This window comes from Streptomyces cinnabarinus (genome assembly GCF_027270315.1).
Classification (GTDB): Bacteria; Actinomycetota; Actinomycetes; order Streptomycetales; family Streptomycetaceae; genus Streptomyces; species Streptomyces cinnabarinus.
The window spans coordinates 1,801,218-1,827,878 of sequence record NZ_CP114413.1 but is presented as its reverse complement, the minus strand read 5'-3'; the positions used below and the strand labels follow the sequence as shown (position 1 = coordinate 1,827,878).

28 protein-coding genes are annotated in these 26,661 nt (G+C 70.6%); 19 read left to right on the top strand and 9 right to left on the bottom strand.

Translation table 11 applies throughout. The features are described from left to right. Positions 1-41: 41 nt before the first annotated feature. From argC to STRCI_RS08190, 5 genes are read left to right on the top strand one after another with little or no spacing between them, the layout of a single operon-like run. A complete protein-coding gene (gene argC, locus STRCI_RS08210; protein WP_269658188.1) occupies positions 42-1,070 on the top strand; it encodes an N-acetyl-gamma-glutamyl-phosphate reductase in 1,029 nt (342 codons plus the stop codon). Then, a complete protein-coding gene (argJ, locus tag STRCI_RS08205) occupies positions 1,067-2,242 on the top strand; it encodes a bifunctional glutamate N-acetyltransferase/amino-acid acetyltransferase ArgJ (protein ID WP_269658187.1) in 1,176 nt (391 codons plus the stop codon). Before argC ends, argJ begins: the two co-directional genes overlap by 4 nt. Next, positions 2,239-3,150, top strand: a complete 912-nt coding sequence (gene argB / locus STRCI_RS08200) for an acetylglutamate kinase (protein ID WP_269658186.1) — start codon at positions 2,239-2,241, stop codon at positions 3,148-3,150. The genes argJ and argB overlap by 4 nt, the downstream gene beginning before the upstream one ends. After that, entirely contained in the window at positions 3,147-4,334 is a 1,188-nt protein-coding gene (locus STRCI_RS08195; protein ID WP_269658185.1) for an acetylornithine transaminase, read from the top strand. Before argB ends, STRCI_RS08195 begins: the two co-directional genes overlap by 4 nt. A 19-nt stretch (positions 4,335-4,353) precedes the next feature. Continuing rightward, positions 4,354-4,899, top strand: a complete 546-nt coding sequence (locus STRCI_RS08190; RefSeq protein ID WP_269658184.1) for an arginine repressor — start codon at positions 4,354-4,356, stop codon at positions 4,897-4,899. Between the two features lie 79 nt (positions 4,900-4,978). Here the strand turns inward: STRCI_RS08190 and STRCI_RS08185 are convergent, their stop codons facing one another. The 6 genes from STRCI_RS08185 to STRCI_RS08160 all read right to left on the bottom strand — a co-directional run bounded on the left by STRCI_RS08185 (position 4,979) and on the right by STRCI_RS08160 (position 10,313). Continuing rightward, positions 4,979-5,719, bottom strand: a complete 741-nt coding sequence (locus STRCI_RS08185) for an FAD:protein FMN transferase (RefSeq protein ID WP_418953456.1) — start codon at positions 5,717-5,719, stop codon at positions 4,979-4,981. A gap of 55 nt (positions 5,720-5,774) precedes the next feature. Next, positions 5,775-6,578, bottom strand: a complete 804-nt coding sequence (locus STRCI_RS08180; RefSeq protein WP_269658182.1) for an FMN-binding protein — start codon at positions 6,576-6,578, stop codon at positions 5,775-5,777. A gap of 29 nt (positions 6,579-6,607) precedes the next feature. Beyond that, positions 6,608-7,990, bottom strand: a complete 1,383-nt coding sequence (locus STRCI_RS08175) for a ferredoxin reductase family protein (protein ID WP_269658181.1) — start codon at positions 7,988-7,990, stop codon at positions 6,608-6,610. A gap of 75 nt (positions 7,991-8,065) precedes the next feature. Next, positions 8,066-8,761: a L,D-transpeptidase family protein gene (locus STRCI_RS08170; protein ID WP_269658180.1), complete on the bottom strand. Its 696-nt coding sequence runs from the start codon at positions 8,759-8,761 to the stop codon at positions 8,066-8,068. A 3-nt stretch (positions 8,762-8,764) separates the two neighbouring features. Next, the gene (locus STRCI_RS08165) at positions 8,765-9,352 is read right to left on the bottom strand and encodes a pyridoxamine 5'-phosphate oxidase family protein (protein ID WP_269658179.1); all 588 of its coding nucleotides are present in this window, start codon (positions 9,350-9,352) and stop codon (positions 8,765-8,767) included. A 124-nt stretch (positions 9,353-9,476) separates the two neighbouring features. Beyond that, on the bottom strand, positions 9,477-10,313 hold the full coding sequence (locus tag STRCI_RS08160) for a hypothetical protein (protein ID WP_269658178.1): 837 nt from the start codon (positions 10,311-10,313) through the stop codon (positions 9,477-9,479). A 191-nt stretch (positions 10,314-10,504) separates the two neighbouring features. Between STRCI_RS08160 and STRCI_RS08155 the strand changes: the two genes are divergently transcribed. From STRCI_RS08155 to STRCI_RS08135, 5 genes are all read left to right on the top strand, one after another. Next, positions 10,505-11,860, top strand: a complete 1,356-nt coding sequence (locus tag STRCI_RS08155) for an argininosuccinate synthase (RefSeq protein WP_269658177.1) — start codon at positions 10,505-10,507, stop codon at positions 11,858-11,860. Positions 11,861-11,959: 99 nt separating this feature from the next. Then, positions 11,960-13,387 carry an argininosuccinate lyase gene (gene argH, locus STRCI_RS08150; protein ID WP_269658176.1) on the top strand — a complete coding sequence of 476 codons (1,428 nt, stop codon included), beginning with the start codon at positions 11,960-11,962 and terminating at the stop codon, positions 13,385-13,387. Positions 13,388-13,444: 57 nt separating this feature from the next. Beyond that, positions 13,445-14,416 (top strand): aldo/keto reductase, encoded by a 972-nt coding sequence (locus STRCI_RS08145; RefSeq protein WP_269658175.1) that lies wholly within the window; start codon positions 13,445-13,447, stop codon positions 14,414-14,416. Positions 14,417-14,497: 81 nt separating this feature from the next. Continuing rightward, positions 14,498-15,049 (top strand): TetR/AcrR family transcriptional regulator, encoded by a 552-nt coding sequence (locus tag STRCI_RS08140; RefSeq protein WP_269658174.1) that lies wholly within the window; start codon positions 14,498-14,500, stop codon positions 15,047-15,049. Next, positions 15,046-16,569, top strand: a complete 1,524-nt coding sequence (locus tag STRCI_RS08135) for an MFS transporter (RefSeq protein ID WP_269658173.1) — start codon at positions 15,046-15,048, stop codon at positions 16,567-16,569. The genes STRCI_RS08140 and STRCI_RS08135 overlap by 4 nt, the downstream gene beginning before the upstream one ends. A 74-nt stretch (positions 16,570-16,643) precedes the next feature. On the opposite strand, the gene STRCI_RS08130 is transcribed toward STRCI_RS08135, so the two are convergent. After that, on the bottom strand, positions 16,644-17,318 hold the full coding sequence (locus tag STRCI_RS08130; protein WP_015661728.1) for a lysophospholipid acyltransferase family protein: 675 nt from the start codon (positions 17,316-17,318) through the stop codon (positions 16,644-16,646). A gap of 392 nt (positions 17,319-17,710) precedes the next feature. Here STRCI_RS08130 and STRCI_RS08125 point away from each other — a divergent pair, with 392 nt between their 5' ends. The 3 genes from STRCI_RS08125 (at position 17,711) to STRCI_RS08115 (ending at position 20,001) form a co-directional block, all read left to right on the top strand. Continuing rightward, complete coding sequence (locus tag STRCI_RS08125; RefSeq protein WP_269658172.1) at positions 17,711-18,877, top strand: glycerophosphodiester phosphodiesterase; 1,167 nt, start codon at positions 17,711-17,713, stop codon at positions 18,875-18,877. 74 nt (positions 18,878-18,951) lie between these two features. Next, positions 18,952-19,458, top strand: a complete 507-nt coding sequence (locus STRCI_RS08120) for an RNA polymerase sigma factor (protein ID WP_269658171.1) — start codon at positions 18,952-18,954, stop codon at positions 19,456-19,458. 45 nt (positions 19,459-19,503) lie between these two features. Then, positions 19,504-20,001 (top strand): GNAT family N-acetyltransferase, encoded by a 498-nt coding sequence (locus STRCI_RS08115; RefSeq protein WP_269664505.1) that lies wholly within the window; start codon positions 19,504-19,506, stop codon positions 19,999-20,001. Here the strand turns inward: STRCI_RS08115 and STRCI_RS08110 are convergent. Continuing rightward, a complete protein-coding gene (locus STRCI_RS08110; RefSeq protein WP_269658170.1) occupies positions 19,991-20,407 on the bottom strand; it encodes a hypothetical protein in 417 nt (138 codons plus the stop codon). The genes STRCI_RS08115 and STRCI_RS08110 overlap by 11 nt on opposite strands. 1 nt (position 20,408) lies before the next feature. Continuing rightward, on the bottom strand, positions 20,409-20,768 hold the full coding sequence (locus STRCI_RS08105) for a hypothetical protein (protein WP_269658169.1): 360 nt from the start codon (positions 20,766-20,768) through the stop codon (positions 20,409-20,411). Positions 20,769-20,837: 69 nt separating this feature from the next. On the opposite strand from STRCI_RS08105, the gene STRCI_RS08100 reads away from it, so the two are divergent. The 6 genes from STRCI_RS08100 to cbiE all read left to right on the top strand — a co-directional run bounded on the left by STRCI_RS08100 (position 20,838) and on the right by cbiE (position 26,600). Further along, positions 20,838-21,488, top strand: a complete 651-nt coding sequence (locus tag STRCI_RS08100; RefSeq protein WP_269658168.1) for an HAD family hydrolase — start codon at positions 20,838-20,840, stop codon at positions 21,486-21,488. A 333-nt stretch (positions 21,489-21,821) separates the two neighbouring features. Then, entirely contained in the window at positions 21,822-22,856 is a 1,035-nt protein-coding gene (locus STRCI_RS08095) for a methionine ABC transporter ATP-binding protein (RefSeq protein ID WP_269658167.1), read from the top strand. Beyond that, complete coding sequence (locus STRCI_RS08090; protein ID WP_269658166.1) at positions 22,853-23,578, top strand: methionine ABC transporter permease; 726 nt, start codon at positions 22,853-22,855, stop codon at positions 23,576-23,578. The genes STRCI_RS08095 and STRCI_RS08090 overlap by 4 nt, the downstream gene beginning before the upstream one ends. Positions 23,579-23,650: 72 nt before the next feature. Next, positions 23,651-24,481: a MetQ/NlpA family ABC transporter substrate-binding protein gene (locus STRCI_RS08085; RefSeq protein WP_269658165.1), complete on the top strand. Its 831-nt coding sequence runs from the start codon at positions 23,651-23,653 to the stop codon at positions 24,479-24,481. Between the two features lie 204 nt (positions 24,482-24,685). After that, entirely contained in the window at positions 24,686-25,321 is a 636-nt protein-coding gene (locus STRCI_RS08080; protein ID WP_269658164.1) for a GNAT family N-acetyltransferase, read from the top strand. 67 nt (positions 25,322-25,388) lie between these two features. Beyond that, on the top strand, positions 25,389-26,600 hold the full coding sequence (cbiE, locus tag STRCI_RS08075) for a precorrin-6y C5,15-methyltransferase (decarboxylating) subunit CbiE (protein WP_269658163.1): 1,212 nt from the start codon (positions 25,389-25,391) through the stop codon (positions 26,598-26,600). Positions 26,601-26,661: the final 61 nt, after the last annotated feature.

The window sequence follows — 26,661 nt, the reverse complement described above, 5'->3', positions numbered from 1 at the left end:
GCAGCGATACGTATAGTCATGCCATCTAGGAGGAGGTATCCATGGCGGTACGTGCGGCGGTGGCCGGAGCGAGCGGTTATGCGGGCGGGGAACTCCTGCGTCTGCTCCTGGCCCATCCGCAGGTCGAGATCGGCGCCCTGACCGGCAACTCCAACGCGGGTCAGCGGCTCGGCGCGCTGCAACCGCACCTGCTGCCGCTGGCCGACCGCGTCCTGGAGCCCACCACCACCGAAGTGCTCGCCGGGCACGACGTCGTCTTCCTCGCGCTGCCGCACGGCCAGTCCGCCGCCGTCGCCGAGCAGCTCGGCCCGGAGGTGCTCGTCGTCGACATGGGCGCCGACTTCCGCCTGACGGACCCGGCCGACTGGGAGAGGTTCTACGGCTCCCCGCACGCCGGCACCTGGCCCTACGGCCTGCCCGAACTGCCGGGTGCCCGCGCCGCGCTGGAGGGGTCCAAGCGCGTCGCGGTGCCCGGTTGCTACCCGACCGCCGTCTCCCTCGCCCTCTTCCCGGCCTACGCCGCCTCCCTCGCCGAGCCCGAGGCCGTGATCGTCGCCGCGTCCGGCACCTCCGGCGCGGGCAAGACCCCCAAGGCCCATCTGCTGGGCAGCGAGGTCATGGGCTCCATGACGCCGTACGGCGTCGGCGGCGGCCACCGGCACACCCCCGAGATGAGCCAGAACCTCAGCGCGGCCGCGGGGGAGCAGGTCTCCGTCTCCTTCACCCCCACCCTCGCGCCGATGCCCCGCGGCATCCTCGCCACCTGCACCGCGAAGGCCAAGCCCGGTGTCACCGCCGAGTCCGTCCGCGCCGCCTACGAGAAGGCCTTCGCCGACGAGCCCTTCGTCCATCTGCTCCCCGAGGGACAGTGGCCCGCCACGGCGTCCGTCTACGGTTCCAACGCCGTTCAGGTGCAGGTCGCGTACGACGAGGCCGCCGGACGCATCATCGCGATCAGCGCCATCGACAACCTGACCAAGGGCACCGCCGGTGGTGCCGTCCAGAGCATGAACCTCGCCCTGGGGCTCGACGAGAGCACGGGGCTGACCACGATCGGAGTTGCGCCGTGAGCGTGACGGCAGCCAAGGGATTCACGGCGGCGGGGATCGCCGCCGGGATCAAGGAGAACGGCAACCCGGACCTGGCCCTCGTGGTCAACAACGGTCCGCGCCGCGCCGCCGCGGGCGTCTTCACCTCCAACCGTGTGAAGGCCGCGCCGGTCCTGTGGTCCGAGCAGGTCCTCAAGGCCGGTCAGCTCACCGCGGTCGTCCTCAACTCCGGCGGCGCCAACGCCTGCACCGGACCCAAGGGCTTCCAGGACACCCACGCCACCGCCGAGAAGGTGGCCGAGGCGCTGGACATCGGCGCGGGCGAGGTCGCCGTCTGCTCCACCGGCCTGATCGGCGTCCTGCTCCCCATGGACAAGCTGCTGCCCGGCGTCGAGACCGCCGCCGCCCAGCTCTCCGAGCACGGCGGCGAGAAGGCCGCCATCGCCATCAAGACCACCGACACCGTGCACAAGACGTCCGTCGTCACCGGGGGGTCCCCCCGGACGGAGTCTGGGGGAGGCTGGACCGTCGGCGGCATGGCCAAGGGCGCGGGCATGCTCGCCCCCGGCCTCGCCACCATGCTCGTCGTCCTCACCACCGACGCGGACCTCGACAGCGACGCGCTGGACAAGGCCCTCAGGGCCGCCACCCGCACCACCTTCGACCGCGTCGACTCCGACGGCTGCATGTCCACCAACGACACCGTGCTGCTGCTCGCCTCCGGCGCCGCCGAGGTCACCCCGTCCTACGACGAGTTCGCCGAGGCCGTCCGCACCGTCTGCGACGACCTCGGACAGCAGCTCATCCGGGACGCCGAGGGCGCCAGCAAGGACATCAGGGTCGAGGTGGTCAACGCCGCGACCGAGGACGACGCCGTCGAGGTGGGCCGCTCCATCGCCCGCAACAACCTCCTCAAGTGCGCCATCCACGGCGAGGACCCCAACTGGGGCCGCGTCCTGTCCGCGATCGGCACGACCAAGGCGGCCTTCGAGCCGGACCGGCTCAACGTCGCCATCAACGGCGTCTGGGTCTGCAAGAACGGCGGGGTCGGCGAGGACCGCGACCAGGTGGACATGCGCTACCGCGAGGTGCACATCGTCGCCGACCTGGCCGCCGGTTCCGAGACCGCGACGATCTGGACCAACGACCTCACCGCCGACTACGTCCACGAGAACAGCGCCTACTCCTCATGACGAACACGACGCGCAAGCACACCGCGCTCCCCAAGGCGCAGATCCTCATCGAGGCCCTGCCCTGGCTGGTCCGCCACAACGGCAAGACGGTCGTCATCAAGTTCGGCGGCAACGCCATGATCGACGAGGACCTCAAGGCCGCGTTCGCCCAGGACGTCGTGTTCCTGCACCACGCCGGGCTCAAGCCGGTCGTCGTGCACGGCGGCGGCCCCCAGATCAGCGCCGCCCTCGACAAGCACGGCATCGTCAGCGAGTTCAAGGCGGGCCTGCGCGTCACCACCGAGGACGCCATGGACGTCGTACGGATGGTGCTCGCCGGACAGGTCCAGCGCGAGCTGGTCAACCTGCTCAACGAACACGGGCCGCTCGCCGTCGGGTTGACCGGCGAGGACGCGCACACCATCACCGCGACCAAGCACCAGCCCGAGATCGACGGCGAGTTGGTCGACATCGGACGGGTCGGCGAGATCACCGCGATCGACACGGGCGCGATCGAGGCCCTGCTCGCCGACGGCCGGATCCCGGTCGTCTCGTCCATCGCCCGCAGCCAGGACGACGGACACGTCTACAACGTCAATGCCGATACGGCGGCCGCGGCACTCGCCGCCGCGCTGGGCGCCGAGACTCTCATGGTCCTCACGGACGTCGAGGGCCTCTACGAGGACTGGCCCGACAGCGACGAGGTGATCAGCCGCCTCACCGCCGCCCAACTGGAGAAGCTGCTGCCGGAGTTGTCCTCCGGGATGGTGCCGAAGATGGAGGGCTGTCTGCACGCCGTCCGCAACGGCGTGCAGACCGCGCGCGTCATCGACGGCCGCGTCCAGCACTCGATCCTGCTGGAGATCTTCACGGACTCGGGCATCGGCACGATGGTCGTGCCCGACGGACTCGACGAGGGGGAGTCTTGAGCAACCAGGAGCTGACCGCCCGCTGGCAGGGCGCGCTCATGAACAACTACGGCACTCCCCAGCTGGCCCTCGTGCGCGGGGACGGCACCGAGCTGTGGGACGCCGACGGCAAGCGGTACCTCGACTTCGTCGGCGGCATCGCAGTGAACGCGCTCGGCCACGCCCACCCCGCGATCGTCGAGGCGGTGAGCCGGCAGATCGCCTCGCTGGGCCATGTCTCCAACCTGTTCGTCGCCGAACCTCCGGTCGCCCTCGCCGAACGGCTGCTCCAGCACTTCGGCCGGGACGGCAAGGTCTACTTCTGCAACTCGGGGGCCGAGGCCAACGAGGGCGCCTTCAAGATCGGGCGGCTGACCGGGCGCGGCCACATCGTCGCCACCCGGGGCGGCTTCCACGGCCGCACCATGGGCGCCCTGGCGCTGACCGGGCAGCCCGCCAAGCAGACCCCGTTCCTGCCGCTGCCCGGCGACGTCACCCACGTCCCCTACGGTGACGCGCAGGCCCTCGCGGCGGCGGTCACCGAGGACACCGCGATGGTCGTGATCGAGCCGATCCAGGGCGAGAACGGCGTGGTCGTGCCGCCCCCCGGCTACCTCAAGGCCGCGCGGGCGATCACCGCGGCGACCGGTTCGCTGCTCGTCCTGGACGAGGTGCAGACCGGCGTCGGGCGGACCGGGCACTGGTTCGAGTACCAGGCCCACGAGGGTGTGCTGCCCGATGTGGTCACTCTGGCCAAGGGCCTCGGCGGCGGGCTGCCGCTGGGCGCGACGGTCGCCTTCGGGCGCGCCGCGGAGCTGCTTCAGCCGGGTCAGCACGGGACGACCTTCGGCGGAAACCCCGTCGCGTGCGCGGCCGGACTAGCCGTGCTGGACACCATCGCGAACGACGGGTTGCTGGAGAACGTCAAGCAGCAGGGCGAGAAGTTGCGGGACGGAATCGAGTCACTCGGGCATCCGCTGGTCTCGCATGTCCGGGGCGCGGGGCTCCTGCTGGGTATCGTGCTCACCGAGCCGCTCGCACCGAGGGTGCAGCAGGCGGCTCAGGACGCCGGTTTCCTGGTGAACGCGCCTGCCCCCGATGTCGTACGGCTGATGCCGCCGCTGAATCTCGGCGACGACGAGGTGGACGCGTTCCTCCGGGCGCTGCCCGGTGTTCTCGACGCGGTCCAAGGGGAGGACGGATGATCCGGAGAATGAGACGACGATGAGTCAGGCGCAGGATCACGAGCACGCGGGAGGCATCGGGCCTGCCGTACCGCAGACCCGTACCGCCCGCCACCGCCGGATCGTGGACATCCTCAACCGGCAACCGGTGCGGTCGCAGAGTCAGCTGGCGAAACTGCTGGCGGACGACGGGCTGACGGTGACGCAGGCGACGCTGTCCCGGGATCTCGACGAGCTGAACGCGGTGAAGATCCGCAACACCGACGGTGACTTGATCTACGCGGTGCCCAGTGAAGGGGGTTTCCGGACCCCCAGGGCGCCGTTGGGCGAGTCGGCGAAGGAGGAACGGATGCGGCGGCTCTCCCAGGAGCTGCTGATCTCCGCGGAGGCCTCGGCGAACCTCGTGGTCCTGCGTACGCCTCCGGGGGCGGCCCAGTTCCTGGCCTCGGCCATCGACCAGGCCGAGCTCCACGACATCCTGGGCACGATTGCGGGCGACGACACGTTGCTGCTGATCAGCCGTGAGCCGACGGGGGGCCAGGCGCTGGCGGAACATCTGCTGCGGTTGGCCCAGAACGGCCACTGAGGTCTTCGCCTGGTGCATGGCCGCCGGCGGGCGCGTGGGGGCTGGTCGCGCAGCTCCCCGCGCCCCTGGGTGGGTGCACTCAGCCGAGTCGGGATGCCAAGCCGCCCGTGCAGCGGACCTCGTCGCCTGCCGTGATCAGCAGGGCCTCCACGCCGGGCAGTGCCTCCAGCCAGCGCAGGCCCTCCCGGGACCCCATCGCGAAGGCCGCCGTCGCCCAGCAGTCCGCCCAGGTGATCGTGGGGGCCACCACCGTCACCGCGACCAGGTCCGTCACCGCCGTATGGCCGGTGCGGGGGTCGACGATGTGCGCCCCCCGCTCCGCCGTCCCGGACGTGGCCACCGCCAGCTCCGTCGTGCCCGCCGCCGAGATCACCGCGGCCAGCCCACCCGGACGCAGCGGATCCGCGATCCCCACCCGCCACGGTCGCTCGGTACCCGGCACGCCCAGCAGCTGCACATCGCCGCCGCCGTTGACGCTCACGCCGGTGACCCCGGCCGTCGCCGCCAGCAGCCGTGCCGCCCGCTCGATCGCCCAGCCCTTCACGATGCCCGTGGGGTCCAGGCGCCCCTCGTAGGTGGTCGAGAACCACCCGTCGCTGATCCGGGCCGCCTCCTCGCCGAGGGCCAGCACCGCCGCCACATCGGGATCGCACTCCTCGACGGTCAGCTCCCCCCGGCCCAGCCGTGAGATCTCGCTGTCGTCGCGGTAGGTGCTGAACACCTCGTCGACCCGGTGCAGCCCGGCCACCGCCTCGGTCAGCGCCGCCCGTACCGTCTCCGGATCCCCGCCGCGGATGTCGAAGGAGAAGACGGTTCCCATGACCTCCTCCACCTGACGCACCGCGGCGGGAGCTTCCGCCGACTCGGCCACCGCCTCAGCCACCGGCCTGGTCCAGGGCCGACTGCAACGACTGCTTGTAGCCGGTGCTGGTGTACGTCGCCCCCGACACCGCGTCGATGTCGGCACTGCCCGCCGCCACCGCGGCGGCGTTGAGCTTCGGCACGGCGTTGCCGTTGATCTGCGTGGACTGGCCGCCGGTCGGCTGCTGCACGGCCTCCGCGGCGGTGATCTTCCCGCCGGTGACGGTGATCCGTACCTGCACCGGCCCGTACTGCGTCTTGACCGTCTCCCCGGTGACCGTACGAGCCTGCGCCGCGCCCCCGGCCCCGGCATCCGAACCGGCCCCGTCACCGGCCCCGTCACCGGCCCCGGCGCCGCCCGCGGCCTTCTCCATCTGGTCCAGGGCCGACTGCAAGGACTTCTTGTACCCGGTGCTCGTGTACGTCGCCCCCGACACCGTGTCGATCTCCGCGCTCTGCGTCGCGAGCGCAGCCTGGTTCAGCCGGGGCACCGCGGTGTTGGTGACCTCCGTACTGCGCCCGCCACTGGGCGTCTGCACGGCCTCCACCTTGGTGACCTTGCCGCCGCTGACCGTCAGCCGCACCTGTACCGGCCCGTACTCCGTCTGCACCGCGTCCCCGGTGACCGTGCCGGTCTGCCCGGAGTTGCCGCCCTGCGCCGACTCCTGTGCCGCCGCGGTCTGTTGCGGCGCCGCGCCGCCCGCCGCCTGCGCGGACCCGGGATCCGACGCCGGCTTCAGCGACAGCAGCAGCACGATCCCGGACACGGTGGCGGCGCCCGCCAGCACGACACGCCGGATGGGGTGAGTCTTCCTCATCGCTCCAACAGCTCCTGAAGTCCCGTCGCTCACATCTCGAACGACTCGTGATGGATGCGGCGGGCGGGCACTCCCGCGCCGCGCAGTGCTTCGTACACGGACTGCGCGAAGCCGGGCGGCCCGCACATGAAGACGTCGTGCTTGTCGATGTCCGGCAGCTTCTGCTGCAACCGCTCCGCCGAGATGTCCGGCCGCTCCCCGTCGGGGCTGTTGACCGCGTACATCAGCCGCGCGCCCCGCTCCTCGGCGATCGCGGACAGCTCGTCCCACAGCGCCAGATCCTGCGTGCTGTTGGCGCGGTAGAGGAGCGTGATGTCGCCGGAGGCGCCGGGCAGCGTCTCGAACAGCGCGCGCATCGGCGTGATCCCGACGCCGCCCGCCACCAGCAGCACCTTGCCCCGGCTGCGCCGCTGGGCGGTGAGCGCGCCGTACGGGCCCTCCGCCCACACCTTGGTGCCGGGCTCCAGCTCGCGCAGCCGCTCACTGTGGTCGCCGATCGCCTTGACGGTGATCCGCAGCATGTCGGGGCGGGGCGCCGCCGAGAGCGAGTACGGGTGGGAGCTGAACCGCATGCCCGGCGCCAGGAACCGCCACCGGAAGAACTGCCCGGCCTCCGCGCCCATGCGGTGCAGCTTGCGCCCGCCGATCAGCACGGACACCACACCCGGCGTCTCCTCGATGACCGCCTCGACATACATCCGGTGCCGGAGGTTGAGGCGGATCGGGGTGAGGATCCGGTACCAGACCACCAGCGCGGTGACGATGCCGTAGAGCCCGTACCAGAAGGTCTTGGCGGAGGGCTCGACGGCGAACTCGTTGCCGGTGGTGATCTGGTGCCAGAAGGTCAGGTACACGGCCGCGTAGGTCAGCAGGTGGACGTGATACCAGGTGTCGTACGGCACCCGGCGGCGGACCCCGCCGATGGAGAGGAAGGCGATCAGGAACAGCAGCCCGGTGCCGATGGCCGCCTTGCCCATGTCCGGCAGCGTGTTGATGGAGTCCGTCGTCTGCTGGACGATGTCGCCGAGCGTCTTGCCCGCCTGGAGCGCGTACGCCCACATGGTGAGGAAGACATGGGCGATGACCAGGCAGATCGTGTAGCGGCCGCTCATCGCGTGCCAGCGCGCCACCCGGTCGGAGCCCACCCGCCGCTCCAGCGCGGGCACCCGGGCCATCTGGAGCACGACGAGCGCCATCAGATACCCGGCGAGCAGTCCGGTGATCCGGCCCGCGGCCAGGATCTTCGCGGTGTTGTCGGCCAGCGACGGCGTGTTGTCCCACCACAGCCACAGCACCGCCGCAGCGCCGGCCCACAGGGCGATCACCAACGGGACGGCCGGGGAGCGGCGCGGACGGATGCGGCGCATCGTCTGGCGGCGGGCGGCGCGCCCGCCTGCGAGCGTGGTGGTCACAGTTCCTCCGGGAACGGACAAGGGGGAGTGGCGTGGTCCCTCGGCCCAGAGGTACGTGCGGGGCGGCCTTTGTGTTCAGTAGCGCGTGACGGCTGTTGGACCGTCCGTGGTTCCGATGGCGATGTGCGGCTTTCGGGCGGGATCGGCCCAGCGCAGGATCCGCCGCATCCCGGCGGCCGGCACCGACACACAACCGGCCGTCGCCCCGGACCCGTTGACATGCAGGAAGATCCCGGCGCCCCGGCCGCGCACCGGCTCGGCGTAGTTGAAGCCGATGACGAGCGCGTGCGCGTACTGGGCGGTGTAGGAGATCAGCCGCTCCGACTCGGCGGCCCGGCAGTCCGCCGCGCGCGGCTCGGTCCAGCGGTTGTAGAAGCGCGAGTCGTTGTCCTGGCACCACCACGAATCCCGGCGCACCGGACGGTACTTGTACGCCGTACCGCGCGGCGCCGCCTTGATGCCGAAGGCGTACGGCAGGTCATAGAGCCCCGTGGGGGTGGTGCTGGTGCCCTGCTCGCGCGCGGCGCCCTCGACGAGGCCGTTCGCCCCGAAGCGGGCCGGCGCGGTACCGGTCCGCACCCAGTGGCCGTCGCGCAGGTCCCACCAGATGACCGTGCCCTCGGTGGCGCCGGTGCGGGCGGCGACGGCGGTGATCAGCTGGGTGCCGCCGCCGGTGTCCGCCATCCGGGCCGGCAGCGGCGCGGGGCCGGGCGGCGCGGCACCGAGCAGCACGAGGGAGGCGGAGGCGAGGGCGACGACACCGGGGCGCATGGCTCAGACCGTGGACGGGGGCAGGGGCAACGGCAGCCCGGGTAGGCCGTCCAGGCTCGACGCGATGTGCTCCTTCTTGGTGAAGTAGGCGTTCAGCGACGCGTCGTCCTCCCGCGCGAACCGCTTCTGGTGCAGATCGCGTTCCTCGTCGTACGACATGAAGGGCACCGCGTATCCGCAGGTGTCCCGGACGAGTTCGGCCGTCACGACGATGACGGCGCGCAGTCCGTGCGGACCGGGGTCGATGCCGGGGAAGTGCGCGAGCAGCTCCGCGAAGCGCGGGTCGTCCCGGAAGACCGGCTCGCCGCGGCCGTGCACCCGGACGATGGTCGGCGGGCCCTGGAAGGCGCACCACATCAGGGTGATCCGCCCGTTCTCCCGCAGATGCGCGATGGTCTCGGCGTTGGATCCGGCGAAGTCCAGGTAGGCCACGGTCAGTTCGTCCAGCACCGCGAAGGAGCCCTTGAGGCCCTTGGGGGAGAGGTTGACCGTGCCGTCCCCGGACAGGGGCGCGGTCGCGGTGAAGAAGAGGGGCTGTGCCTCGATGAAGGAGCGGAGGCGGCCGTCTATGCGCTCATAGGTCTTTCCCATGGCTCATGATTATGCTCGCTAATCTTTCGCCTGTCTAAAGAGATTTCCGGCTTCGCGGGCTCCGCACATGGCCGTGACCGCCCCGGCCGGCGCATAGCCGGGGCGGCCGCGACTGCCTGCTACGTCACTGGTCGAGCGTGCAGGCGGCCAGGGTGCCAAGTCCCTGGGGCTTCTCGGCGGTGCGGCCGATGGAGATGGCGATGCGGTCGATGGCGGCGGTGCGCTTGCCGGCGAGTGGGCCGAGGATGGCGTTCTGGACGAAGTTGGGGCCGCCTTGGCCGACGGTGTCGACGAGGCGCTTGTTGGCTTCGTCGATCTGGGTCTGCAGGAGTGCGAGGTTCCGGTCGACCTCGGCCTGTGCGGTGGCCGGGATGGCGGGGAGCTGCGAGGCGACGTCCGGGCAGCTGATGGTGCCGACGCCGGTGTTGCCCTCCTCCTCCGGAGCGGCGGCACTGGCCGTGGCCTCGACTTCCTCGCCGGCGCCCGCACCGGCATCGGCCTCCCCGCCGGTGTCGGCGGCCCCTTCCGCGTTCAGCGTGCAGGCGGCCAGGGTGCCGAGGCCCTGGGGCTTCTCGGCGGTGCGGCCGATGGAGATGGCGATGCGGTCGATGGTGGCGGTGCGCTTGCCGGCGAGTGGGCCGAGGATGGCGTTCTGGACGAAGTTGGGGCCGCCTTGGCCGACGGTGTCGACGAGGCGCTTGTTGGCTTCGTCGATCTGGGTCTGCAGGAGTGCGAGGTTCCGGTCGACCTCGGCCTGTGCGGTGGCCGGGATGGCGGGGAGCTGCGAGGCGACGTCCGGGCAGCTGATGGTGCCGGGACCGGCCAGTGTTCTGGCGTCGCTCTTGGGCGTCTCCCCGGCGAGCGCGGAGTTGACGATGACCGCCCCGGACAGCGCCAGCGCGGCGGCGCCGCCGATCAGCGCGACGCGACGCTTGTTGTACTTCGGAAGTGCCCTGGACATGCGGAAGCCTCACTCGGGTCGGGGGGTGTTCGCTGTGCTCTCTCGGTACGAACGCGGCGCCTGCGTCCGGCGAGGAGTACGAGAAAGCGGTTTCTCGCGTTCAGATCCCGAGTGAATCCACCCAGATTGACGAATCATGCAGAGTTCTGCATACTCATGCATGACAGCGGGGCGGAGAGGAGGAGAGAGCCGTGACCGAGCGCGTCGTACTCGCCTACTCGGGCGGTCTGGACACCTCCGTCGCCATCGGCTGGATCGCGGAGGAGACCAGCGCCGAGGTCGTCGCCGTCGCGGTCGACGTCGGCCAGGGCGGCGAGGGCCTAGGGGGTGCCGCGGGAGTCCCGCACAGCACTCGCGGCGCCCAGCACGCACCCTCGCGGCACCGGCCAAAGGCCCAAGTAGCTCGGCTACGAGGACCTTCGTCCGGCACGCCGAGGGCACGCACCGGACACCGCGAGCACCGCACAGGACTCCCGCGGCACCCCCTCGTCATCCGCAAGCGCGCCCTCGCCTGCGGCGCGGTGGAGGCCGAAGTCGCCGACGCGCGCGACGAGTTCGCCGACGGGTACTGCCTTCCGGCGATCAAGGCCAACGCCTTGTACATGGACCGCTATCCGCTGGTCTCCGCGCTCTCCCGCCCGGCGATCGTCAAGCACCTGGTCGCCGCCGCCCGCAAGCACGGCGCCACCATCGTCGCCCACGGCTGCACCGGCAAGGGCAACGACCAGGTCCGCTTCGAGGCCGGCATCGTCGCCCTCGCCCCCGACCTGAGGTGCGTCGTCCCGGTCCGCGACTACGCGATGACCCGGGACAAGGCCATCGCCTTCTGCGAGGCCCGGCGGCTCCCGATCGCGACCACCAAGAAGTCCCCGTACTCCATCGACCAGAACGTCTTCGGACGCGCCGTCGAGACGGGCTTCCTGGAGGACATCTGGAACGCGCCGACCGAGGACATCTACGAGTACACCCGGAACCCGGCGATCCCGCGCGAGGCCGACGAGGTGGTCATCACCTTCGAGGCGGGCGCCCCCGTCGCCCTCGACGGCAGGCCCGTCACCGTCCTCCAGGCGATCAAGCAGCTCAACGAGCGGGCCGGCGCCCAGGGCATCGGCCGGATCGACATGGTCGAGGACCGGCTCGTCGGCATCAAGTCCCGCGAGGTCTACGAGGCCCCGGGCGCCATCGCCCTGATCACCGCCCACCAGGAGCTGGAGAACGTCACCGTCGAACGCGAACTCGCCCGCTACAAGCGCCAGGTCGAACAGCGCTGGGGCGAACTCGTCTACGACGGCCAGTGGTTCTCCCCGCTCAAGCGCGCCCTGGACGGCTTCATCGACGAGGCGAACGGCCACGTCACCGGTGACATCCGGATGACCCTGCACGGCGGACGCGCGGTGGTGACCGGCCGTCGCTCGCAGTCCTCGCTGTACGACTTCGACCTCGCCACCTACGACACCGGCGACACCTTCGACCAGGCCGCGGCCAAGGGCTTCATCGACCTCTACAGTCTGTCGTCGAAGATCGCCGCCCGGCGTGACCTGGCGTGACCGGCCCGGGTGCCTGACCGGCGCCCCCCTGACGGCCGCCTCCCCGTTCACGCCACGGGGAGGCGGTGCCACATCCAGATCCTCCAAGGAGCGCAGCAAGTGAGCAGCAACAGCGGTGACGTCCGGCTCTGGGGCGCACGTTTCGCGGACGGCCCCGCCGAGGCACTGGCCAGGCTGTCCGCTTCGGTCCACTTCGACTGGCGGCTCGCGCCGTACGACATCGCCGGTTCGCGCGCCCACGCGCGCGTGCTGCACAAGGCGGGCCTGCTCAGCGACGACGAGCTGAACCGGATGATCGCGGGTCTGGACCAGCTGGCCGTGGACGTCGCCGACGGCACCTTCGTCGGCACGATCGCCGACGAGGACGTGCACACCGCCCTGGAGCGCGGCCTGCTGGAGCGCCTCGGCGCCGACCTCGGCGGCAAGCTGCGCGCCGGACGCTCCCGCAACGACCAGGTCGCGACCCTCTTCCGGATGTACCTGCGGGACCAGGCCCGCAACATCGCCGGTCTCATCGCCGACCTCCAGGACGCCCTCGTCGGCCTGGCCGAGGCCCACCCGGACGTGGCGATGCCCGGCCGCACCCACCTCCAGCACGCCCAGCCCGTGCTCTTCGCCCACCATGTCCTCGCCCATGCGCAGGCCATGTCCCGGGACGCGGAGCGGCTGCGCCAGTGGGACGAGCGGACGGCGGTCTCCCCGTACGGCTCGGGCGCCCTGGCCGGCTCCTCCCTCGGCCTGGACCCGGAGGCGGTGGCCAAGGACCTCGGCTTCGAGCACGGCTCGGCCGCCAACTCCATCGACGGCACGGCCTCGCGTGACTTCGTCGCCGAGTTCGCCTTCATCACCGCGATGATCGGGATCAACGTCTCCCGGATCGCCGAGGAGATCATCATCTGGAACACGAAGGAGTTCTCCTTCGTGACCCTGCACGACGCGTTCTCCACTGGCTCGTCGATCATGCCGCAGAAGAAGAACCCGGACATCGCGGAGCTGGCGCGCGGCAAGAGCGGCCGTCTGATCGGCAACCTGACGGGCCTCATGGCCACGCTCAAGGCCCTGCCGCTGGCGTACAACCGCGACCTCCAGGAGGACAAGGAGCCGGTCTTCGACTCCTGTGACCAGCTGGACGTGCTGCTCCCCGCCTTCACCGGCATGATCGCCACCCTCACCGTCCACCGCGACCGCATGGAGGAACTGGCCCCGGCCGGCTTCTCCCTGGCCACCGACATCGCCGAGTGGCTGGTCAAGCAGGGTGTCCCGTTCCGGGTCGCGCACGAGGTCGCCGGTGCCTGTGTGAAGGTCGCGGAGTCCGAGAACAAGGAACTGGACGACCTGACGGACGACCAGTTCGCGAAGATCTCCGAGCACCTGACCCCGGAGGTCCGCTCGGTCCTGAACGTCCAGGGCGCCCTGGCCTCCCGCAACGGACGGGGTGGTACGGCGCCGAGCGCGGTCGCCATCCAGCTGGCAGAGGTGAAGGCGGACGTGGCGGCACAGCACGAGTGGGCGAACGCGAAGAAGTGACCTGAGGGCATCGCGAGTTACGTTGGTCGCACGTACGCCGACCGAACGGAGCCCGCGATGCCCTTCGCCCGACTGGCCAACGCGACCACCCCCACCTGCCACATCGGCCTGGGCCTCGCCGCCGTCGGCCGCCCCGGTTACATCAATCTGGGCCGGGACGAGGACCTCGGGGAGTCCCGGAGCGTCGACGCCCTGCGAGACCGTACGCACGAACTGCTCGATGCCGCCTACGCCCAGGGCGTCCGCTACTTCGACGTGGCCCGCTCCTACGGCCGCTCCGAGGAGTTCCTCGCCGACTGGCTGAACGCCCGCCCGGACATCGACGACGTGGTCATCGGCAGCAAGTGGGGCTACACCTACACGGCCGACTGGACCGCGGACGCCGAGACGCACGAGGTCAAGGACCACGGCCTGGCCACCTACGAGCGCCAGCGCGCCGAGACCGACGCTCTGCTCGGCGACCGGCTCGACCTCTACCAGATCCACTCGGTGACCCCGGACAGCCCCGCCCTCACCGACAAGGACCTGCACGCCAGGCTGGCCGAGGCGGCAGCCCAGGGTCTCACCGTCGGCTTCTCCACCAGCGGCCCCGCCCAGGCCGACGCGATCCGCGCCGCCCTCGCGGTGACGGTCGACGGTGAGCCCCTCTTCCGTACCGTCCAGTCGACGTACAACGTCCTGGAGACCTCCGCCGCCCCGGCCCTCGCCGAGGCCCACGACGCGGGGCTCACCGTGATCGTCAAGGAGGGCATGGCCAACGGCAGGCTCGCCGAGCCGTACGCCCCGGACGCGCTGAAGGCCGTGGCCGCGCAGGCGTCACTGGGCACCGACGCCGTGGCTCTCGCCCTCGTCCTGCGTCAGCCCTGGGCCGGTGTCGTCCTCTCCGGCGCGGCCACCGTCGTCCAGCTCGCGTCCAACCTGCACGCGCCCGTGGTCGACCTCGACGAGGACCAGCTGACCCGGCTGGCGGATCTGACGGAGGAGCCCGGCGCGTACTGGGAGCGGCGCGGCCGGCTGCCCTGGCACTGAAAGATCACCACGATCGCCCAGCCGTGAGACATACATGCCTGCCATGAGACATCAGTGTCTCATGTGGTCTATGATTGTCTCATGGCTGTCGATCGTGACCACGTGCTGCGCAGCGCAGCTGCCCTGCTCACCCGGAAATCCACGTCCACGATGGACGAGGTCGCCAAGGCGGCCGGGATCAGCCGGGCCACGCTGCACCGCCACTTCGCCGGGCGCGACGCGCTCGTCCGGGCGCTGGAGGCGCTCGGCATCGCGGAGTGCGAGGCCGCGCTGGACGCGGCCCGGCTCGACGAGGGCAGCGCGAGCGACGCCGTACGCCGGCTCGTCCGCGACATAGAGCCCGCCGCCGGCCTGCTCGCCTTCCTCTACACCGAGAACCAGCTGTTCGAGGGCGAGGGGCAGAACGAGGGCTGGGCCAGGATCGACGCCCGTATCGCCGCACTGTTCCGGCGCGGCCAGCAGTCCGGCGAGTTCCGCATCGACCTCACCCCGGCCTGGCTCACCGAGGCCCTGTACGGCCTGATGGCGTCCGGCGCCTGGGCGGTCCAGGAGGGCCGGGTCGCGGCCAACGACTTCACGCACATGATCGTCGAGCTGCTGCTCGGCGGCGCACTACGGAGAGAGGAATCATGACCAGCACCCTGCAGCCGGCGACCACGACCGAGGCGGTGAAGCGTCCGGGCCGCTGGCTCGCGCTGTCCGTCCTGGTGCTCGCCGTGCTGCTGGTGGCCGTCGACGCGACCGTCCTCGGTCTGGCGACCCCCTACATCAGCGAGGACCTCAACCCCTCGGGCACCCAGCTGCTGTGGATCGGTGACGTCTACTCCTTCGTCATCGCCGGTCTGCTGGTCTCCATGGGCAGCCTCGGCGACCGAATAGGCCGCAAGCGGATCCTGCTTGTGGGTGCGACGGCGTTCGGCGCGATCTCCGTGCTGAACGCGTATGCGACGACTCCCGAGACGATGATCCTGGCCCGCGCGCTCCTCGGTGTCGCCGGTGCGACCCTGATGCCGGCCACGCTCGCCCTGATCCGCAACCTCTTCCACGACCCGCGCGAACGCAGCCTCGCCGTGGGCATCTGGGGCGCCACCGCCTCCGCGGGTACCGCGGTCGGCCCGATCGTCGGCGGCTTCCTGCTCGAACACTTCTGGTGGGGCTCGGTCTTCCTGATCAACCTGCCCGTGATGGCGGTGCTGGTCGTGGTCGGCATCAAGACGCTCCCGGAGTCCCGCAACCCGAACCCCGGCCCCTGGGACCTGCTCAGCGTCCTCCTGTCACTGACCGGCATGGTCGGTGTCGTCTACGCGGTCAAGGAGTTCGCCGCGCACGGCCTGGCCTGGGAGCCGGTCGCCGTGGGTCTGTTGGGTGCCGCCGCGCTGTACGGCTTCGTCCGCCGCCAGCTCACCCTCCCGGCCCCGCTGCTGGACATGCGGCTGTTCCGCAACCGCGGCTTCAGCGGCGCGGTCCTCGCCGACCTGCTGACCATCCTCGGCATGTCCGGCCTGGTGTTCTTCCTCTCCCAGTACCTCCAGCTCGTCCAGGGCCGCGGCCCCTTCGAGGCGGGCCTGGCCGAACTCCCCGCCGCGGTGGGCGCGGTGGCGGCGGGCCTGGTCGCGGGCAGGGCCGCCCGTCGCTACTCGGTACGCGCCGTGGTCTCCGGCGGCCTCGCGGCGGTCGGCATCTCCCTGGCCGCCCTGACGGTCCTGGACCAGTCGACCGGTTACCCCCTGCTGGGCGCGGCCCTGCTGATCGTCGGCATCGGCGCCGGCTTCTCCTTCACGGTGACCGCCGACGTGATCCTGTCCTCCGTACCGAAGGACCAGGCAGGCTCAGCATCGGCCGTATCGGAAACGGCGTACGAACTGGGCGCGGCCCTGGGCATCGCGGTACTGGGCTCGATCGTGACAGGCGTCTACCGAGACTTCACAGGCCCCGCGGGCACTCCGGAAGGCGCCCACGAGTCACTGGGCGGCGCGGTGGAGGCAGCGGCGGGAATGCCGACGGAAACAGCACAGACAATGCTGGACGCGGCGAGGCAGTCTTTCGTGGACGGCCTGACGGTGGCATCGGGCGCAGGCGCGCTAGTCCTGCTCCTGGCGTCAGCAGCGGCATGGCTCATGCTGCGAAACGAACAACTGGACAGCAGGCCTTAAGGGGCGCGGGGCTGTGTCGATTTGCGGCTCCGCCGCGTGGGCGCGACAAGCCCCCACCGGCCCGCAGCCAAAAACTAAGCCGCTTCCTTCGCCTTGGTCGCATACATGTCCACGTACTCCTGCCCGGACAGCCGCATGACCTCAGCCATCACGGAATCGGTAACGGCCCGCAGCACATACCGATCCCGATCCATCCCCTCGTACCGGGAGAACTCCATGGCCGGACCAAACCGAACCGTGACCCGGCTAGGCCGGGGCATCCCCGCACCACCAGGCTGAATCTTGTCCGTGCCGATCATCGCGAACGGCACCACCGGCGCCCCGGTCATCAAAGTCAGCCGCGCGATACCGGTCCGCCCGCGGTACAGCCGCCCGTCGGGCGACCGCGTGCCCTCGGGGTAGATCCCGAAGAGCTTGCCCTCCTCCAGGACCCGGCGTCCGGTCATCAGCGCCGCGACGCCGCCCCGGCCGCCGTCCCGGTCCACCGGGATCATGCCGACGCCGGTGAAGAACCAGGCCATCAGCCGGCCCTTGAACCCCTTGCCGGTGACGTACTCGTCCTTGCCGATGAAGAAGACCTGCCGGTCGCAGACGAGCGGAAGGATCATCGAGTCGATGAACGTGAGGTGGTTGCCCGCGAGGATCACGGGACCGTCGCCCGGGATGTGCTCCGCGCCCTCCACCCGTGGGCGGAACATCAGGCGCATGATCGGTCCGAGCACTGCCTTGATGAGCGCGAAGCGGGACAACGGGCCCTCCGGTGTCAAGGTGTTCCTATAAGTCTGTGCAGGTGAGGACGATACTCGCGGTTCCCGGGGTCGCGCACATCGGGTGCGGCGGGTTCACCGAGGTATTACGCATTGTTGACGCGGGTTTACCTGCGGTGCTGTGCCGTCGCCCGCCGGAAACCTCCCCGGAACGGTGTGACGGACGTCGCGCCGATCCGGGCGAGGGCATCCGAACCACGCCTACCCTTAGACATGCGTTCGATGCCGACGGATCGTCAGAAGTCCATTCCCACAAGACATCCGGAGTCACCCGTGTGTTCGGTCCGGGGTCTCCCGCCGGTCATGGACGGGCACCTACCATCGGCCCGCACTTGCCGAATGAGGAGTGCGGAGTCGAGGGCAGGAGGCCGCTCATGGGAACGCAGGAGTCGGACGAGCAGGCGCGGGGGACCGGGCGCCGGGCGCTGCTGGGCGCGGCGGTACTGGGCGCGGGCGGCGCGGTCCTCGGGCTGTCCGGCACGGCTCGGGCCGCGGGCGGCGGGCACGGGGGCGGCGGGGTGAAGAGCCTGCCCAAGCCGACGATCATCGGCCACCGCGGTGCCAGCGGCTACCGCCCCGAGCACACTCTCGCCGCCTACCAGCTCGCCCTCGACATGGGCGCCGACATCGTCGAGGCCGGTGACCTGGTCCCCACCAAGGACGGCCACCTGGTCTGCCGCCACGAGCCGGAGATCGGCGGGACCACGGACGTCGCCGACCACCCCGAGTTCGCGGGCCGCAGGACCACCAAGCTGCTCGACGGTGTCTCCGTCACCGGCTGGTTCACCGAGGACTTCACGCTCGCCGAGCTGAAGACGCTCCAGGCGATCGAGCGCATCCCGGGCAACCGCCCGCACAACACCCTCTACAACGGCCGCTTCGCGATCCCCACCTTCGAAGAGGTGCTCCGCTGGCAGGAGGAGCAGACCCGCAAGCGCGGCAAGCAGGTCTGGATCTACCCCGAGCTCAAGCACCCCACCTACTTCCGCAAGCTGGGCCTCGGCCTGGAGGAGCGGATCGCGAAGGTGCTGCGCAAGTACGGCAAGCACAAGTGGAACTCGCCGGTCATCGTCCAGTCCTTCGAGCCGACCAGCATTCAGCGCCTGAACAAGCTCATCGACAATCCGCTGGTGGTGCTGCTGTCCGGCCCGGCCACCCGGCCGTACGACTTCGTCGAGACCGGTGACCCGCGGACCGTCGCCGATCTGGTCAAGCCCGCCGGGCTGCGGGAGATCGCCTCCTACGCCCAGGGCATCGGCCCGACCCTCGACCTGGTCATCCCGAAGGACGCGAGCGGCAACCTCACCCAGCCGACCACCCTGGTCGCCGACGCGCACAAGGTGGGCCTGGTCCTGCACCCCTGGACGCTGCGCAACGAGAACCCCTTCCTGCCCGCGAACTTCCGCAAGGGCACCGACGCCGACGCCTACGGCGATGTCTTCGGCGCCTACAAGGTGTACTTCGCCACCGGCATCGACGGCGTCTTCACCGACCAGCCCGACACCGGCCTGCTGGCCCGCGAGGAGTTCGTCAACGGCTGAGCCCCGCACCCCGGTTGGGGTGACAAACGGCCGCCCGGGCAACCTGTCGCCCGGGCGGCCGCGTCGTCCCGCATATGACATACGACCTTGTCCTGGAGCTGCGCCCGCTGCTCACCGCCGAGGCCTCCGCGGAGGCGCACGCCGCCGGGACCGAGCCCGGCGACCTGGAGCAGGCGGTCTGGCTGCGCCTGCTGGAGCTGCTCGACGTCCAGGGCCCGCCGCCCGACCCCGAGCGCTGGCTCCGCTCGGCCGTCCGCTCCGAGGTCCGCCGCACCCGCCGCACCAACCGCCTCGAACGGCCGTACGACGATGAACCCGTGGACGAGTTCGGCCGCGACCCTGAGCACCTCGCCCTCAGGGCGGCCCGCCACCGCGCCCTGCGTGAGGCCGTCCGCCGGCTGCCCGGCCGCTGCCCCCGCCTGGTCGAGGCCCTGCTCTCGCCGCGGGACCTGACATACCGGGAGATCGCGGGGGAGTTGGGTATCTCACAGGGCAGTCTTGGCCCGGAACGCTCCAGATGTCTGGGTTGTCTTCGGCGATTGCTTGCGCCGGAGGTTGCGGCTCACACGGCGCGGGGATAGGAGTGAGGGACAACAGGTGATCAGGTGAGCGGGAGGCGTGCGCACATGGGCATGAGCGTGACCATCTCTGCGGCGACCGAGCAGGACGCGGAGCAGATCTTCAAGTTGCAGTACCTCTGCTTCCAGAGCGAGGCGGCCCTGTACGGCAACTACCGCATCGACCCGCTCGTCCAGACACTGGACTCGGTGCGCGAGGAGGTCGCCGCGGACTGCGTCTTCGTGGCCCGGCTCGGCGACGAAGTGGTCGGTTCGGTCCGTGGCTCGGTCACCGAGGACGGCGCCGCAGCCATCGGCAAGCTCTGCGTCCACCCCCGCCTCCAGGGCCACGGCATCGGCGCCCGGCTCCTCCGGGCGGCCGAATCCGCCCTCGCCGAGGAGCGCGGCGCCAAGCGCTTCCGCCTGCACACCGGCCACCGCAGCGAAAGCAGCCTCGGCCTGTACCGCAAGGTCGGCTACATCGCGGTCGGCACCTCGGAGGGCACGGACGGCGTACCGATGATCGTCCTGGAGAAGGCGGCCGGCACGTACGCGGCTACGGCTTGACCATTCCCGCTCTGCGGAGCCAGTGGATCGCGGACAACGGCAGCAGTACGGGAATGAACAGATATCCCATGCCGTAGTCGGACCAGACCGTCGCGTCGGGGAACGCCGAGGGGTCCAGCAGGGTCCAGGTGCCGACGACCAGGACTCCCGCGAGTTCGGCGGCGCAGCAGTACAGCGCCGCCTTCCGGGCCGTTTCGCCGCCCCTGACCAGGGTGTACGTGATGAAGCCGTAGACCAGCCCCGCCATCGCCGACAGCGAGTAGGCGAGCGGGGCCCGGTCGAACTCGGTGGCGATCTGGTACGCCGAGCGGGACACGGCGCCCACGACCATCACGCCGTACAGCCAGACGAGCAGGATCCCCGGCCCGCTGATCAGCCGGGTCCGCTTTCCCTCCACGGCCGTCATCTCAGCCTCCCCAGATGTCATAGAGCCGCACCTCCAGCACGGCCAGCACCACGGCACCGGCCGCGACCGTGAGCGAACCCCACTTCGTGCGCTCGGCCAGCGACATGAACCCCGCCGCCGGGATGCACGCGGCCGCGCCCAGCAGATACGCGACGAAGATCGTCGTCCCCTGCTCCGGATCCTCCCCACGCGCCAGCTGCACGATCCCGACCACCAGCTGGACCAGTGCCAGCAGGGTCACCACGGCCATCCCGATGAAGTGCCAGTCCTTGGTCGCCTCGTCGCGGTACGCGGCGAAGCCGCACCACGCGGCGAGCAGCAGGGCGGCGACGCCGGTCACGAGCGTCAGGGCATCAAGCATGGGGCGACCCTATTACGGGCCAAAAGGCCTGGTGCGGCCGACCCCGGCGGGCACCGTAGGGTCGAGGGCATGCACATCCACGCCGAAGCCCTGCTGTTCGACAACGACGGCACCCTCGTCTCCTCGCTCGCCTCCGTCGACCGCTGCTGGACCCGCTGGGCGGGGGAGTACGGCATCACCGCCGAGCAGTTCGGCCGGATCGAACTGCACGGGCGGCCGGCCGTGGAGATAGCCGCCGACCTGCTGCCCGCCGCCGTCGTGCCGGAGGCCGTCGCGCGGATCGAGACGCTGGAGGTCGAGGACGTGCCGAACGGCGGCGTGGAACTGCTGCCCGGCACCCGGGCCTTCCTCGACGCGCTGCCCGCCGACCGTTGGGCCGTCGTCACCTCCGCCACCCGCCGGCTCGCGGAGGCCCGCCTGGACGCCGTCGGCATCCTGCCCAAGACACTGATCTCCGCCGACGACATCACCCGCGGCAAGCCCGACCCCGAGCCCTACCTCCTCGCCGCCCGACAGTTGGGCGTCGACCCGGCCCGCTGTGTCGTCTTCGAGGACGCTCCCGCCGGGCTCCAGGCCGGCCGCGCCGCCGGCATGACCACCGTGGCCTTGGCCACAACCCACCAGGCCCATGAACTCGACGCCGACTTGGTGGTCAAGGACCTCTCGGCCTTGTCCGCGCTGGTCACGGCCACGGGCATCGAGATCTCCGTCCGCGGCTGAACACTGTCCGACCCCCGTCCATCGCTGTCCGCAATGCGGACAGCGGTTCTTGGTTGCGTTCTTCCGTCTGCTTTACTGATCGCATGACCACGACGAGCACCCGCATCCTTGCGACCGAGGCGACCATGACGCCCGGTGCTCGCTGTATGTGTCGAATGTGCGCCTTCTAGAGGGCCCCCGCACCACTTCCCCCTGAGCCTCGCGCCCCGAAGCGAGCTGCCACGGCGTGTCCGTACGCCTTCAGCCGTACGTGACCCCCCTGCCCCGCGCACACATTCCCTCCCGTACCAGGGCACACCCACGCCCGCGTACTCGACAGTGACGGAAACCCCTGTGATCACCACATCGGGCCTGACCAAGGTCTACCGCACCCGCGGTCGAGAGGTCACCGCCCTCGACGGCGTCGACCTGCACGTCCGCGAAGGCGAGGTGTACGGCGTCATCGGCCAGTCCGGCGCCGGAAAGTCCTCGCTCATCCGCTGCGTCAACCTCCTGGAGCGCCCCACCGCCGGCACGGTCACCGTCGCCGGCCAGGACCTCACCGCCCTCGCCGGTCGCGGACCGCGCGCCGGCAAGGAGCTGCGGCGGGCGCGCAGCCGGATCGGCATGGTCTTCCAGCACTTCAACCTGCTGTCCTCGCGGACCGTGCAGGACAACGTCGAGCTGCCGCTGGAGATCCTCGGCACGTCGGGCAAGGAGCGCTCCCGCAAGGCGCTCGAACTGCTCGACCTGGTCGGTCTCGGCGACAAGGCCAAGGTCTACCCGGCCCAGCTCTCCGGCGGCCAGAAGCAGCGCGTCGGCATCGCCCGCGCCCTGGCCGGCGACCCCAAGGTGCTGCTCTCCGACGAGGCGACCAGCGCCCTGGACCCCGAGACCACCCGCTCCATCCTCCAGCTGCTGCGCGACCTGAACCGGCAGCTGGGCCTCACGGTCCTGCTCATCACGCACGAGATGGACGTCGTGAAGTCCATCTGCGACTCCGCCGCGCTCATGGAACAGGGCCGCATCGTCGAGTCCGGCACCGTCAGCGAGTTGCTCGCCACCCCGGGCTCCCAGCTCGCCACCGCGCTGTTCCCGGTGAGCGGCGAGGCCGGCGACGCCGAGCGCACCGTCGTCGACGTCACCTTCCACGGCGAGGCCGCCACCCAGCCCGTCATCTCCCAGCTGGCGCGCACCTACAACGTCGACATCTCGATCCTCGGCGCCGCCATCGACACCGTCGGCGGCCTCCAGGTCGGCCGGATGCGCATCGAACTGCCCGGCCGCTACGAGGACAACGTCGTGCCGATCGGCTTCCTGCGCGAGCAGGGTCTCCAGATCGACGTCCTGGGCCAGGAGCCCGTTCTGCTGAAGGAAGGTGCCAAGTGACCTGGTCCGAGATGCAGCCGCTGCTGGAGCAGGCGTGTTGGGACACCCTCTACATGGTCGGCTGGTCCACGGTCATCGCCATCGTGGGCGGACTCCCGCTCGGCGTCCTCCTCGTCCTCACCGACAAGGGCGGACTGCTCCAGAACGTCGTCGCCAACAAGGTCATCGGGCAGGTCGTGAACGTCGCCCGCTCGATGCCGTTCATCATCCTGATGGTCGCGCTGATGGGCTTCACCCGCTCCATCACCGGCACCACGATCGGCCGTGAGGCCGCCATCGTGCCGCTCGCCATCGGCGCCATCCCGTTCTTCGCGCGGCTGGTCGAGACGGCTGTCCGCGAAGTGGACGGCGGGCTTGTCGAGGCCGTGCAGTCGATGGGCGGCAACACCTGGACGATCGTCCGCAAGGTCCTCGTACCGGAGTCCCTGCCCTCGCTGATCGCCTCCACCACGACCACGATCGTCGCCCTCATCGGCTACTCCGCGATGGCCGGCACGGTCGGCGCCGGCGGCCTCGGCGACATCGCCATCCGCTACGGCTACCAGCGCTTCGAGACCGAGCTGATGTGGATCACCGTGGCGATCCTCGCCGTGGTCATCTCCCTCATCCAGTTCGCCGGCGACTACGCGGCCCGCTCCCTGCACCGCCGCGGCGGCCGCTCGGGCGCCGCGCCCAAGCTCCGGCTGCTGAAGGCGGCGACGGCCACCAGCAAGACCGTCTGAGCCTCCTCCCCCCAAGACTCCCCGTCACACCCTCGACGGGGCTGCACCACCCCTTCAGGAAAGGCACTTTTCGTGCGTAACACCGCCAAGATCACCACCGCCGTCCTCGCCGCCGGAACCCTCACCTTCGGGCTCACCGCCTGCGGCTCCTCCGACAGCGACGCCGCCTCCGACACCAGCGGACCGCTGGTCGTCGCCGCGAGCCCCGTCCCGCACGCCGAGATCCTCACCTACGTCAAGGACAACCTGGCGAAGGACGCCGGACTCGACCTGGAGGTCAAGGAGTTCACCGACTACGTCACGCCGAACACGGCGACGGAGGACGGATCGGTCGGCGCCAACTACTTCCAGAACCAGCCGTACCTCGACGACTTCAACAAGAAGAACGGCACCCACATCGTGCCCGTCGTCACGGTTCACCTGGAGCCGCTCGGCCTGTACTCCAACAAGGTCAAGAGCGCCGACGACCTCAAGAGCGGTGCCACCGTCGCCGTCCCGAACGACAGCGTCAACGAGGCCCGTGCCCTCAAACTCCTCGACGCCAACGGGATCATCACGCTGAAGGACGGCGCGGGCAACGAGGCGACGCCCGCGGACATCGTCAAGAACCCCAAGAACCTCAAGTTCAAGGAGCTGGAGGCGGCCCAGACCCCGCGCTCCCTGAACGACGTCGACGCCGCGGTCATCAACGGCAACTACGCCATCGAGGCCGACCTCAAGCCCGCCGAGGAGGCCCTCGTCCTGGAGTCCGCGACGGACAACCCGTACGGCAACTTCCTCGCCGTCAAGGAGGGCCAGGAGAACGACCCGCGGGTGAAGAAGCTGGCGAAGCTCCTGACCTCCCCCGAGGTCAAGAAGTTCATCGAGGACAAGTACGCCGGTTCCGTCATCGCGTCCTTCTGAGCGTCCTTCTGACGTCCTTCCGGACGTCCTCCGGCTTCTGAAGGATCGATTGATCGACTGATCGACTTCTCCTCGGCTCCATCGCACCGCACCACGGTTCCGCCCTCGTCGAACAGGCGTACCCCGTGGTGCGGTTCGGTGCTTTCATGCTGCATGCTGGGCAGTTCAGCAGGCCTGACATTCTCGAAGGTTACGGAGCCGAGCATGACGAGCACCTTCCCCAACATCTCCATCAGCACGGAGCGGTTGGTGCTGCGTCCCCTCGACGAGGACGACGTGCCCGCCCTGACCGAGATGATGAACGACGAGCAGGTCGCCGCCTGGACCCACGTGCCCCAGCCGTTCACCAAGGCCGGCGCGCACAGTTGGATCACCCAGTACGCCCCCGGTGAGCGGGCGGCGGGCCGCGGCCTCGACCTCGCCGTCACCGAGTTCCTCACCCAGCGCCTGGTCGGCATCGTCCAACTCTCCAAGACCAACTGGCACATCCGCTCCACCGAGCTGTCGTACATCGTCGCGCCCTGGGCCCGCGGTGAGGGCTACGCCTCCGAGGCCGCCCTCGCCACCGCCCAATGGCTGTTCAGCGACCGGAAGTTCGAGCGCATCGAGCTGCGCACGGCCGCCGACAACACCGCCTCCCAGCAGGTCGCCCAGAAGATCGGCTGCATCAGCGAGGGCGTCCTGCGCAACGCGTGCATAGCGCACGTCCGCACCGAGGACGGCACCTGGACCGATGTGCGCACCGACTTCATCGTCTGGAGTCTGCTGCCGGAGGACCTGGAGGGCGCGGGGGAGCTGGCCGACAACGGCGGTTTCCCCACCTATTCCGACTGGAACTGATCCCGGTCGGACGGGATACGCTCAGGTTGCCCCGTCCACCTGCGTAAACCCCTGGAGACTGACGACGATGGCCGACCGGGTCACGGTGATCGGCTGGGACGGCTCGCCGCTGACCGCGGCGGCGCGCGCCGCCCTCGGCGCCGCCACGCTGGTGGCCGGCGCCGCCCACCATCTGGCGTTGCCCGAGGTGCCGCCCGGCGCCGAGCGCATCCGCCTCGGCAGTGTCGCCCTCGCCGCCCGCCGGATCGCCGGCCACCGCGGCACCGCGGTGGTGCTCGCCGACGGCGACCCCGGCTTCTTCGGCGTCGTACGGACCCTGCGCGCCCCCGAGTTCGGCCTGGAGGTCGAGGTCGTCCCCGCGGTCTCCTCGGTCGCCGCCGCCTTCGCCCGCGCCGGCATGCCCTGGGACGACGCACAAGTGGTCGTCGCACACCGTCGCACCCTGCGACGCGCGGTGAATGTGTGCCGCGCCCACACCAAGGTCGCCGTCCTCACCTCACCCGGCGCGGGCCCCGCCGAGCTCGGACTGCTCCTGGAGGGCGTCCACCGCACCTTCGTCATCTGTGAGGAACTGGGCACCGAGCGAGAACAGGTCACCGTCGTCACCTCCGACAAGGCCCCCGACCACACCTGGCGCGACCCCAACGTCGTCATCGTCATCGGCGGCCCGGCGGGGGGCGCGGAGGGCGGCGGCTGGCTGGCGGGCCGCGATCCGTCCGCGGGCCCGCGCGGCTGGACCCTGCCCGCAGCGGCGTACGGCGGCCTGATGGGCGAAGGCGAGCTGGAACCGCTGCGCGCGGCCCAACTGGCCCGGCTCGGACCGCGCGTCGGCGACCTGGTGTGGGACATCGGCTGCGGCAGCGGCGCCTTCGCCACCGAGGCCGCCCGGGCCGGGGCCGCCGTGATCGCCGTCGACCGCGACCCGCGGGCCTGTGATCGCACCGACGCCAACGCCCGCACCCTCGGCGTCCAGCTCCAGACCGTGCACGGCACCGCCCCGCACGTCCTGGAGAACCTCCCCGAACCGGATGTCGTCCGGGTCGGCGGCGGGGGAGCGGCCGTCGTCTCCGCGGTCGCGGACCGCCGTCCGCAGCGCATCGTCACCCACGCGGCCACCCGCGACGAAGCCGAACTCATCGGCCGTGATCTGACCGAACACGGCTACCGCGTCGAGTGTGCGCTGCTCCAGTCCGTCGAACTCGACACGCGCGCCTGGACGGAGCGGGAACGGAGCGTCGCGTTCCTGCTCAGCGGCCTGCTGCCGGACAGAACGACCTGATGTGGATCCCGTCCCCGTGATCCTGTTGTCGTACCGCGCGCGGTAGGCTGGCCGATCGTTG

Bases quoted from the DNA above. Each gene is read 5' to 3' on its own strand.
- argC (WP_269658188.1), top strand. From the start codon at position 42: ATGGCGGTACGTGCGGCGGTGGCCGGAGCGAGCGGTTATGCGGGCGGG.
- argB (WP_269658186.1), top strand. From the start codon at position 2,239: ATGACGAACACGACGCGCAAGCACACCGCGCTCCCCAAGGCGCAGATC.
- STRCI_RS08190 (WP_269658184.1), top strand. From the start codon at position 4,354: ATGAGTCAGGCGCAGGATCACGAGCACGCGGGAGGCATCGGGCCTGCC.
- STRCI_RS08185 (WP_418953456.1), bottom strand. From the start codon at position 5,719: ATGGGAACCGTCTTCTCCTTCGACATCCGCGGCGGGGATCCGGAGACG.
- STRCI_RS08180 (WP_269658182.1), bottom strand. From the start codon at position 6,578: ATGAGGAAGACTCACCCCATCCGGCGTGTCGTGCTGGCGGGCGCCGCC.
- STRCI_RS08170 (WP_269658180.1), bottom strand. From the start codon at position 8,761: ATGCGCCCCGGTGTCGTCGCCCTCGCCTCCGCCTCCCTCGTGCTGCTC.
- STRCI_RS08165 (WP_269658179.1), bottom strand. From the start codon at position 9,352: ATGGGAAAGACCTATGAGCGCATAGACGGCCGCCTCCGCTCCTTCATC.
- STRCI_RS08160 (WP_269658178.1), bottom strand. From the start codon at position 10,313: ATGTCCAGGGCACTTCCGAAGTACAACAAGCGTCGCGTCGCGCTGATC.
- STRCI_RS08145 (WP_269658175.1), top strand. From the start codon at position 13,445: ATGCCCTTCGCCCGACTGGCCAACGCGACCACCCCCACCTGCCACATC.
- STRCI_RS08140 (WP_269658174.1), top strand. From the start codon at position 14,498: ATGGCTGTCGATCGTGACCACGTGCTGCGCAGCGCAGCTGCCCTGCTC.
- STRCI_RS08135 (WP_269658173.1), top strand. From the start codon at position 15,046: ATGACCAGCACCCTGCAGCCGGCGACCACGACCGAGGCGGTGAAGCGT.
- STRCI_RS08125 (WP_269658172.1), top strand. From the start codon at position 17,711: ATGGGAACGCAGGAGTCGGACGAGCAGGCGCGGGGGACCGGGCGCCGG.
- STRCI_RS08120 (WP_269658171.1), top strand. From the start codon at position 18,952: ATGACATACGACCTTGTCCTGGAGCTGCGCCCGCTGCTCACCGCCGAG.
- STRCI_RS08115 (WP_269664505.1), top strand. From the start codon at position 19,504: ATGGGCATGAGCGTGACCATCTCTGCGGCGACCGAGCAGGACGCGGAG.
- STRCI_RS08110 (WP_269658170.1), bottom strand. From the start codon at position 20,407: ATGACGGCCGTGGAGGGAAAGCGGACCCGGCTGATCAGCGGGCCGGGG.
- STRCI_RS08105 (WP_269658169.1), bottom strand. From the start codon at position 20,768: ATGCTTGATGCCCTGACGCTCGTGACCGGCGTCGCCGCCCTGCTGCTC.
- STRCI_RS08100 (WP_269658168.1), top strand. From the start codon at position 20,838: ATGCACATCCACGCCGAAGCCCTGCTGTTCGACAACGACGGCACCCTC.
- STRCI_RS08080 (WP_269658164.1), top strand. From the start codon at position 24,686: ATGACGAGCACCTTCCCCAACATCTCCATCAGCACGGAGCGGTTGGTG.
- cbiE (WP_269658163.1), top strand. From the start codon at position 25,389: ATGGCCGACCGGGTCACGGTGATCGGCTGGGACGGCTCGCCGCTGACC.